Below are 7,828 nucleotides of genomic sequence, written 5' to 3'. Positions count from 1 at the left end.
CCACCGGGGACCGCGCCCGGGTCCCCAAGCCCCGCCCCGCCGGCGAGACCGGCCCGGCCGCCGTGGACCACACCCCGCACGACGAGATGTTCCCGCCCCGTCCGGGCACGCTGTGCTCCTGGTGCGACTTCGCCCGCCACTGCCCGGAAGGCCGGCAGGCCGCCCCGCGCAAAGAACCCTGGGCGGCCCTCCCCGTCGACGCCGTCTAGGCCGGGACCAGGGCCTTCCGGCCGGGCCAGCGCCTCGGGTCGCGCAGGCCGAAGAGCCCCCGGCTCACGTCGTAGCCCTCGGCGGCCAGCCTTCGCCGGGTCCGTTCGAGCATGTCGCGGGTCGGCTTGGCGAAGGCGTAGTCGTGCAGCCGCTCCGGCACGGAGTTCATCGCCAGGCGGAACGACCTGAGCGTCGCCGTCACCGCCGGCCGCGGCACCTCGGGCAGCGCCCCGTACATCGCGCGGGCCCAGTCGGGCAGCGAGTAGTAGCAGAGCGCGCCGAACGGGAAGTATCCGGGCTTGCCGGGGGAGAGGAACCGCAGGTTCTCCGGCACCGTGGGCCACATCAGGAACCGGACGGTCTCCGCCGCCTCCTCGGTGACCCGCAGCTTCGGCCGCATCTCGGCGAAGAAGGCCTCCATGTCGGCGACGCTGCCGGGGACGTCCTCGGCGTGCAGCCCGACCAGCGTGGCCGACCTGCGCTGCTCGTACAGGTACCGGTCGGCCATGGCGCCGGTCAGCGGCAGCCCGGCCCGGCGCGCCACCTCCAGGAAGGAGTAGACCTCGGCGCAATGCACCCACAGCAGCAGCTCGGGCTGGTCGAGCCGCTCCCTCCTGCCGGTGTCGTGGTTGAGGATACGCAGGCTCCGGTGGATCTCCCGGACCCGGTACGCGGCCTCGTCGACCTCCTCGGGGCTGCCGAACGTCCCGAGGCCGACGAAGTCCGATGTCCGCTGGAGGCGCCCGAACGGGTCCTCGCGGAAGTTGGAGTTCTGCCACACACCCCACATCGCCATGGGTTGCAGCGCCTGCAGCATGAGGCTGCGCACCCCGCCGACCCACATGGTCCGGTCGAGGTGGACGCGCCAGGTGACGCTCTCGGGCGGCTGGACGGTCGCGGGCAAATCACACCTCCATGAGACAAACTTAAGTAAGTGTGTCATTACCCTCGCGCCCGCGCGACACCGCCCCTCGGATCGCGCCTTCCAGGGACACCACCCGGGGCTCAGGAGGATTCGGCCAGGACCTCCCGCAGGCGGACGACGAAGCGCTTCGGATCGTCGGCGAAGCCGGTGTGGCCGCCGGGGAACAGCGTCGGCTCGATGTCGATGGCTCCGGCGAGCGCCCTGGTGGCGCGGTCGCACAGCTCCCCGGCGGAGTCCTCGCCGATGCCGGCCACGATCCGGGAGCGGACCGTGCGCAGGGCCGCGAGGTCGGGCCGCCAGTGGACGGTCTCGCGCAGCTCGTGCTCGAACCAGCGGTGCTCGTCGGCGACGTCCTGCGGGTCGCGCTCGCCGCCGAACATCTGCTCCAGGGCACCGTCCGGAAGCCGGATGTCGCTCAGCGCCATGAACTGCCGCCACGCGCCCACGGCGTCGCCGGACAGGTAGGTGGCGATCATCTCGTCCGTCCCCTTGTAGAGGGCGTCGCGGTCCTCCAGGAGGTCGTCCAGTGGAGGCTCGTGCGCGATGACCGTGCGGGCCTGCTCGGGATGGGCCTGCGCGAACGCGAGGGCGGTGCAGGCGCCGCCGCTGGAGCCGAGGACGATGGCCGGCCCCGCGTCCACCTCGGCGACGAGCCGGGACAGGTCGTCGGCGCGCAGCGGCGGTGTCGAGTCCTGCTCGGGGTCGTCCACCGGGCTGCGGCCGATGCCGCGCGGGTCCGTCGTGAGGACGGTGTGGTCGGTCGCGAGCAGCTCGGCGAGCGGTTGGAACGCGGCGGCGCCCATCGGCGCGCCGACGAGCGCCACGAGCGGCCCGTCTCCGCGCACCTCGTAGTACAAACGGGCACCGGGCACGCGGAGGGTCGCGGTCGTGGCCGAGGCAGTCGTCATGGTTCCTCCAGGTAAACGGTTCTGAGAGGTCAGACCGTTCCTTCGCGAGGAACTCATCGCTGGAACGAGGATCAGCTCGGGGACAGGCCCTTGTAGTACTCGGCCTGCGCGGGGTAGTAGTCCTCGAAGCCGGCCACGGGCGCGCGGCGGTCATCGAGGCGACGAGCAGGTGTCCGGGTCGAGATGGTGCAGGAAGGTCAGGGTCGCCACGCCCGTGCCCTCTTCGAGTCGCGCCTCCATGTGCAGCGGACCGGGGTCGGCTCCGAAGTCTCCAGAGATGTACGGGGTGAGGACGCGCACGCCCTCACCCGTACCGATCGATGTCACATGGATTCGTCGCGCATGACGTCCAGGTTCATGAACCGTGGGCCGTTGGTGCACCGAGCCTGGATCTCCGAGGCGATATGCCGCGTCTCCGGCAGCTCGTTGTTGCGCATCGCCGCCTCGTAGGACGGGAACTCGACGATGTCAACGAAATGGTCCGGGTTCTCCCGGTCCCGGGTGTGCATCTCGTGCGCCACCGTCCGCTTGCCTTCGGTCGCGGTCGCCCACTCGTCGAACAGCGCGTTCATCTCGTCCGGGCGGTCCGTCTCGTACTCGATGATCTGAACGAAGGTCATTTCGCCACGCCCTCCCCGCTATCGGACGCTCAGGTGCTCGTCCTTGAGCATGCCGCGGATCTCGTTCCGCAGTTCGGGGGTGTCGGTGTGCCCGTGCACCGAGGCCGCGTGCTCGGCGGCGGCGCGGACGACCTCGTCCTCCTCGCCGCTGATGGTCAGCGTGCACCCGGACTCGCTCGGCGACTCCCGGCAGTCGGCCACTTTCCGCATCGTGACTCCTCCCTCGGCCGGCCTTTCCGCCCGCCTCCGGGTCATTAATCCCGTCACATCGCCATAAGTGGCACTTTCATCGTGCCACGCCCCCGGGTGGGGGAGAAGCTCGAAGGCACCCGTCCACGTCAAACTCCAGTAACGCCCTCATTGCCACCTTGTGGCCCGTCCTGGTCGAGCCGGCCGCCGGTCAGTCCGACGTGGGCGCCCACGTCATCAAGCCGGGCGGCCTCCAGGACCGTGTCCAGGAGCCCCGGGAGCCGCGCGTCCAGGTCATCGCGGCGCAGTTCGACGTAGCAGCGGGTGCCCTCCTGCCGGGTCCGCGTGACCCCGGCATCGCGCAGTACCCGGAGATGGTGGCTGAGCGTCGACTTGGCGATCGGGGCCCGCAGCTCGCCCCACCCGCGCTCCCGCCCGTCCGCGAGCACGCGCACCAGGCCGATCCGGATCGGGTCGCTGAGCGCCCCCAACACGGTGATGAGGCCGATCTCGTCCAGATCGGGATGATGTGCCTGCTTCATACCTGCATGCTACTTTGTTCGATGATCGACGAACATCGAACAAAAAGGGGGCCGCCATGGACTTCACCGGCAGAGCCGTCGTCGTCACCGGCGCCGGATCGGGCATCGGACGCGCCGCCAGCCGGCACTTCGCCGACGCCGGAGCCCGCGTCATCGGCGTGGGGCGACGCGAGGACGCCCTCAAGGAGACGGCCGCCGACCGCCCCGGGATCGCCGTCCATCCCGCCGACCTGCGCGACCCGGACGCGGCACGGGACGTGATCGACGCGGCGATCGACCGCTGGGGACGCCTGGACGTCCTGGTCAACAACGCCGGGGCCACCAGGATGATGCCGCTGGCGGACACCACCTCCGACGGCATCGCGAGCCTCTTCGAGCTGAACGTCACGGCGCCGAGCCTGCTCGCCGGCGCCGCCCTGCCGCACCTGCGCGCGGCCAAGGGCGCGATCGTCAACGTCTCCAGCACCTACGGCCACCGCCCGCTGCCCGGCGCGGCCCACTACGCCGCCTCCAAGGCCGCGCTCGAACACCTGACCCGCAGCTGGGCCGTCGAACTGGCCGCCGACGGCATCCGCGTGAACGCCCTCGCCCCCGGCCCGACCGAGAGCGAGGCGCTCACCGCCGCCGGCCTCGCGCCGGCCGTCGTCGACCAGATCAAACGGGACGAGGCCGCGCGCATCCCTCTCGGCCGCCGCGGCGACCCCGAGGAGGTCGCGACGTGGATCCTCCGCCTGGCCGACCCGCGGACCACCTGGCTGACCGGCCAGACCCTGACCCTCGACGGCGGCCTCGAACTGACCTGAGCGCCACCGATGATTTCCCGCCGCGCACCCGGTCGGTACGCGCGAAGGAGAGGTGTATCCATGACGAGTTACGCGACTTCGGCGGACGGAACCCGCATCGCCTATGACCGCGTGGGCGACGGCCCGGCGCTGATCCTGGTCGGAGGCATGTTCTGCGCCCGCCCGGCGACCCGGGACCTGGCCGGGCGGCTGGCCTCCCGGTTCACCGTGACCAACTACGACCGGCGCGGCCGGGGCGACAGCGGCGACACGCCCCCGTACGCCGTGGAACGCGAGATCGAGGACCTCGGCGCGCTGATCGCCGAGGCCGGGGGCTCGGCCGCGGTGTACGGCCACTCGTCCGGCGCGGGCCTGGCCCTGGAGGCGGCCGCCGCGGGACTGCCGATCACCCGCCTCGTCCTGCATGAGCCGCCCTACGGGTCCGACGACGACGACAGCCGGCGGGCCGCGCGGGAACTCGCCGAGGGCGTCCGGGCGGCCCTGAAGGACGACCGCCGCGCCGACGCGATCAAGCTGTTCCTGACGTCCTCGGGCATGCCGCCGGACATGGCCGAAGGGGCGAGCGGCAACCCCGACATGCAGGCGATAGCCCCGACCATGCCCTACGACTTCGCGGTCATGGGGAACGGCACCCGGGGCGGCGCGATCCCGGAGGATCTCGCCCGGAAGGTCACCGTCCCGACCCTCCTGATCGCGGGCGACGCGAGCCCGCCCTTCTTCCGCGACACCGCGACCCGCCTGGCCGGCCTCCTCCCGGACGCCCGCGACACCATCCTGAAGGGCCAGGACCACGGCGCCACCGCCGAAGCCGTCGCCCCACCCGTCATGACCTTCCTCACCGAGGTGCTCGGCGGGGCGTCGCCCGGTGATGGCCTGAACCGGCCATAGGGACGGGTGTGCCGGTTTCGTCTAGTCGATCTTGGGATAGGCAGTCCCCCTAGCGAATTGCCAGCAAATGGCGGCAAGATCGTCGCAGGGATCGCCTACCCCCGGGAGCCTTCATGGCAGGACGACGAGTTCTCCGCTTCTCCGCTTGGGTCGCCGCCTTCTCAGGCTTGCTCCTCACGCCCTCCACCGCCGCTGCGGCGCCGCCGCAATGGGAGAACGTGCCCACCCCGCCCCTCAACGGCCTCGCCGTGCTGACCGAAATCGCGGCAAGCGGGCCGCGGGCCGCGTGGGCGGCCGGGCTGGAGGACGCGACATCGGGTGGGACACCCGTCATGCTGGCCTGGGACGGTCGGCAGTGGCGGCGCCAGGCACTGCCGCCGGGCGCGGGCCAGGTCGTCGACCTCGCCGCCGCCGGCCCGCGGAACGCCTGGGGCATCTATCTGAACGCCGAAGGCTCGCCCGCGCTCCATTGGGACGGGACCAAGTGGCGCAGCGTCGGTTACCCGGCCGGGGTCGGCCCCACCCAGCCGTCCCCCCTGACGACGTACCTGGAGATCGTCTCGGCGGCGCCCCGCGGACCGGCCTGGTCGGTCGGATACGACTCAGAGGCGAAGGAGGCCGTCGCCCTGCGCTACACGAAGGGCCGGTGGACGCGCCAGAGAACTCCGGTGCCCATGGTCAACGCCTCCACCGTCGCCGTCCGGTCGGCGAAGGACGTCTGGATCGCGTGCACCTGCGACATCCCGGGGGCCGGTCCGACCCAGGCCATGCTGCATTGGGACGGCTCCAAGTGGAGCACGATCCGGTATCCGTCCAAGGCGGATACGTACATCGCGAAGATCGTGCCGGTCTCGGCCACGAGCGTCTGGGCCTACCGTGCTAGCACCGGCTATGCGCCGACGCCCGAGCTCATGCACTGGGACGGGACGAGCTGGACGTCGACGACGATCCCGGTGAGCCAGGAGCCCGGCGCCTACCACTACCCCACGCTCGCCGACGACGGCGACCAAGGAGCGTGGGTCTCGATGAGCACGCGCCAGGACGACAAGAGCTATCTGCACTACAGCGGCGGCCGCTGGACCGCCGAGAGCGGCGCGGCACGCCCCGGCATCTCCGCCTGGGTCCACGACCTGGCCCGAGTGCCGGGAACCCGCTCGATCTGGTCGGCCGGCATGGCCAACCCCCTCGGAGGCCCCCACTTCATCGAGCGCCGCCGCTGACCACGAGGCGTTAAGATGCAACCATTGGTTGCGCAACTGCGAAGCTGTGGGCTAGCATGACGCGCAACCAATGGTTGCATATGGAGGTCAAGGGCATGGAGTACGGAAGCATCGAGCGCGAGATCCACGTCGACGCCTCACCGGAGGTGGTCTTCGAGGTGGTCAGCCGCCCGGAACACATCTCGCAGTGGTGGAGCGACGACGCCGACTTCGAAGCGACTCCCGGCGCTGCCGGTGAACTCGTCTGGGGCGACAGAACAGATGTCGCCCCCATCATCGTGGTGAAGGCCGAGCCGCCCCGGTTGTTCTCGTTCCGCTGGTGCCATGCCGGCGGCGAGATCGACGACTCCGCCGACTCGCTGCTGGTCACCTTCGAGCTCACCCCGTCCGGCACGGGCACGACGGTCCGGCTCACCGAAACCGGGTTCCGGGAGATGGGCTGGGAGGCCGCCAAACTGGCCGAGCAGCACCGCGAACACGTCGACGGCTGGGACGCCGCGGTTCTCGGGCTCGGGGAGTACCTCACGCGGCTGGTGGCAACCCCATGACCGTCGACGTCGACGACGACCTGTGGTCCGCGGTCGGGGACCCGACCCGTCGGCGGATGCTCGACCTGCTCCTGGTGGACGGCACAGGCACCGCCACCAGCCTCAGCGAGCAACTGCCCGTGACACGTCAGGCGACCGCGAAGCATCTCGGCGTCCTCGACCGCGTCGGCCTGGTGCACGCATCGCATACCGGACGGGAGAGGAGGTATCGGGTGGACGAGGCGCAACTCGCTCGCGCGGTCGCCCAGTTGTCCTCGGTCGGAGCGACGTGGGACGGCAGGCTCCAGCGCATCAAGCGAATCGCCGAGTCACTCCAGCACGACCAAGCGGCGACGGGCCCACCCTGAAATCCTGCGCGAGATGAGGGAGCGGCCGCACACCGGTGGGGTCGAGGGGTTCAGGTCCGAAAGCCGGTGAGGGTGAACTCCAGCAGGCGCTCGCCCTGAGGGGCGGAGTTCTGTTCGCTCACCCATGCCGCCGCGTTGACCAGGGCGTACAGGTCCATGGCGGTGACGTCCGGGCGCACCTCACCGGCGTTCCGCGCGCGCGCGACCAGGGCGTCACCGGTGGCGAGTACCGCCTGGCACGCCGCGTGCAGCTCCGAGGTCTCGTCCTCGACGGCCTGGAGGAAAGCGGTGCCCAGCCCCCGGTAGAGCGCCGCGTGGGCCGTGGCCGCCCGCGCCCATTCGGTGAGACCGCCGAGGGGCGACGGGTGGGCGAGGAGTTCCTCGCCGGCCGCGGCCAGCGCCCGCATCCTGTCGCTGAGCAGCGCCTCAAGCAACGCGCGCCGGGTGGGAAAGTGGCCGTAGAGCGTGCCGTTGGCCACGCCGGCCCGGCGCGCGATCTGCTCCAGCGAGAAGTCCGTGCCGTGTTCGGCGAACGCGTCGGCGGCCTCCGCGAGCAGCCGTTCGTAGTTGCGCCGTGCATCCGCGCGCATGGGGCGCCGGCGCGGCGTGCCGGTGTCCATCAGCGAAC

Annotated in this window: 12 protein-coding genes and 1 pseudogene; 6 read left to right on the top strand and 7 right to left on the bottom strand. The window is 71.3% G+C overall.

Annotation, left to right across the window (positions count from 1 at the left end):
- Nucleotides 1-209 (top strand): annotated as a pseudogene (locus E1281_RS41220) (hypothetical protein); the annotation flags it as partial.
- Here E1281_RS41220 and E1281_RS14330 read toward each other — a convergent pair.
- From E1281_RS14330 to E1281_RS14310, 6 genes are all read right to left on the bottom strand, one after another.
- Nucleotides 206-1,114: an oxygenase MpaB family protein gene (locus E1281_RS14330; RefSeq protein WP_131878249.1), complete on the bottom strand. Its 909-nt coding sequence runs from the start codon at nt 1,112-1,114 to the stop codon at nt 206-208. The pseudogene E1281_RS41220 and the gene E1281_RS14330 sit on opposite strands and share 4 nt — an antisense overlap.
- A gap of 101 nt (nt 1,115-1,215) precedes the next feature.
- Nucleotides 1,216-2,043, bottom strand: a complete 828-nt coding sequence (locus E1281_RS14325; protein ID WP_131878247.1) for an alpha/beta hydrolase — start codon at nt 2,041-2,043, stop codon at nt 1,216-1,218.
- Between the two features lie 150 nt (nt 2,044-2,193).
- On the bottom strand, nt 2,194-2,370 hold the full coding sequence (locus E1281_RS40240) for a hypothetical protein (protein ID WP_165958926.1): 177 nt from the start codon (nt 2,368-2,370) through the stop codon (nt 2,194-2,196).
- Complete coding sequence (locus E1281_RS14320; protein ID WP_131878245.1) at nt 2,367-2,663, bottom strand: hypothetical protein; 297 nt, start codon at nt 2,661-2,663, stop codon at nt 2,367-2,369. The genes E1281_RS40240 and E1281_RS14320 overlap by 4 nt, the downstream gene beginning before the upstream one ends.
- Before the next feature lie 18 nt (nt 2,664-2,681).
- Nucleotides 2,682-2,873 (bottom strand): DUF1059 domain-containing protein, encoded by a 192-nt coding sequence (locus tag E1281_RS14315; protein WP_131878243.1) that lies wholly within the window; start codon nt 2,871-2,873, stop codon nt 2,682-2,684.
- Between the two features lie 128 nt (nt 2,874-3,001).
- Nucleotides 3,002-3,394, bottom strand: a complete 393-nt coding sequence (locus E1281_RS14310; RefSeq protein WP_131878242.1) for a metalloregulator ArsR/SmtB family transcription factor — start codon at nt 3,392-3,394, stop codon at nt 3,002-3,004.
- Nucleotides 3,395-3,450: 56 nt separating this feature from the next.
- On the opposite strand from E1281_RS14310, the gene E1281_RS14305 reads away from it, so the two are divergent.
- The 5 genes from E1281_RS14305 to E1281_RS14285 all read left to right on the top strand — a co-directional run bounded on the left by E1281_RS14305 (nt 3,451) and on the right by E1281_RS14285 (nt 7,200).
- On the top strand, nt 3,451-4,197 hold the full coding sequence (locus E1281_RS14305; RefSeq protein ID WP_131878240.1) for an SDR family oxidoreductase: 747 nt from the start codon (nt 3,451-3,453) through the stop codon (nt 4,195-4,197).
- Between the two features lie 60 nt (nt 4,198-4,257).
- Nucleotides 4,258-5,085 carry an alpha/beta hydrolase gene (locus tag E1281_RS14300; protein ID WP_131878238.1) on the top strand — a complete coding sequence of 276 codons (828 nt, stop codon included), beginning with the start codon at nt 4,258-4,260 and terminating at the stop codon, nt 5,083-5,085.
- A 218-nt stretch (nt 5,086-5,303) separates the two neighbouring features.
- Nucleotides 5,304-6,305, top strand: a complete 1,002-nt coding sequence (locus tag E1281_RS14295) for a hypothetical protein (RefSeq protein ID WP_131878236.1) — start codon at nt 5,304-5,306, stop codon at nt 6,303-6,305.
- A gap of 56 nt (nt 6,306-6,361) precedes the next feature.
- Nucleotides 6,362-6,853, top strand: a complete 492-nt coding sequence (locus E1281_RS14290; protein ID WP_243716947.1) for an SRPBCC domain-containing protein — start codon at nt 6,362-6,364, stop codon at nt 6,851-6,853.
- Complete coding sequence (locus E1281_RS14285) at nt 6,850-7,200, top strand: winged helix-turn-helix domain-containing protein (protein ID WP_131878232.1); 351 nt, start codon at nt 6,850-6,852, stop codon at nt 7,198-7,200. Before E1281_RS14290 ends, E1281_RS14285 begins: the two co-directional genes overlap by 4 nt.
- A gap of 50 nt (nt 7,201-7,250) precedes the next feature.
- On the opposite strand, the gene E1281_RS14280 is transcribed toward E1281_RS14285, so the two are convergent.
- On the bottom strand, nt 7,251-7,820 hold the full coding sequence (locus E1281_RS14280; protein ID WP_131878231.1) for a TetR/AcrR family transcriptional regulator: 570 nt from the start codon (nt 7,818-7,820) through the stop codon (nt 7,251-7,253).
- Nucleotides 7,821-7,828 lie beyond the last annotated feature (8 nt).

Source organism: Actinomadura sp. KC345, from assembly GCF_004348515.1.
Lineage (GTDB): Bacteria > Actinomycetota > Actinomycetes > Streptosporangiales > Streptosporangiaceae > Spirillospora.
The sequence above is the reverse complement of the archived record's forward strand: the minus strand, read 5'-3'. Positions and strand labels throughout refer to the sequence as shown.

Coding starts and splice junctions, on each gene's coding strand:
- E1281_RS14325 (WP_131878247.1), bottom strand. CDS start 2,043: ATGACGACTGCCTCGGCCACGACCGCGACCCTCCGCGTGCCCGGTGCC.
- E1281_RS14320 (WP_131878245.1), bottom strand. CDS start 2,663: ATGACCTTCGTTCAGATCATCGAGTACGAGACGGACCGCCCGGACGAG.
- E1281_RS14315 (WP_131878243.1), bottom strand. CDS start 2,873: ATGCGGAAAGTGGCCGACTGCCGGGAGTCGCCGAGCGAGTCCGGGTGC.
- E1281_RS14310 (WP_131878242.1), bottom strand. CDS start 3,394: ATGAAGCAGGCACATCATCCCGATCTGGACGAGATCGGCCTCATCACC.
- E1281_RS14305 (WP_131878240.1), top strand. CDS start 3,451: ATGGACTTCACCGGCAGAGCCGTCGTCGTCACCGGCGCCGGATCGGGC.
- E1281_RS14300 (WP_131878238.1), top strand. CDS start 4,258: ATGACGAGTTACGCGACTTCGGCGGACGGAACCCGCATCGCCTATGAC.
- E1281_RS14290 (WP_243716947.1), top strand. CDS start 6,362: ATGACGCGCAACCAATGGTTGCATATGGAGGTCAAGGGCATGGAGTAC.
- E1281_RS14285 (WP_131878232.1), top strand. CDS start 6,850: ATGACCGTCGACGTCGACGACGACCTGTGGTCCGCGGTCGGGGACCCG.
- E1281_RS14280 (WP_131878231.1), bottom strand. CDS start 7,820: ATGGACACCGGCACGCCGCGCCGGCGCCCCATGCGCGCGGATGCACGG.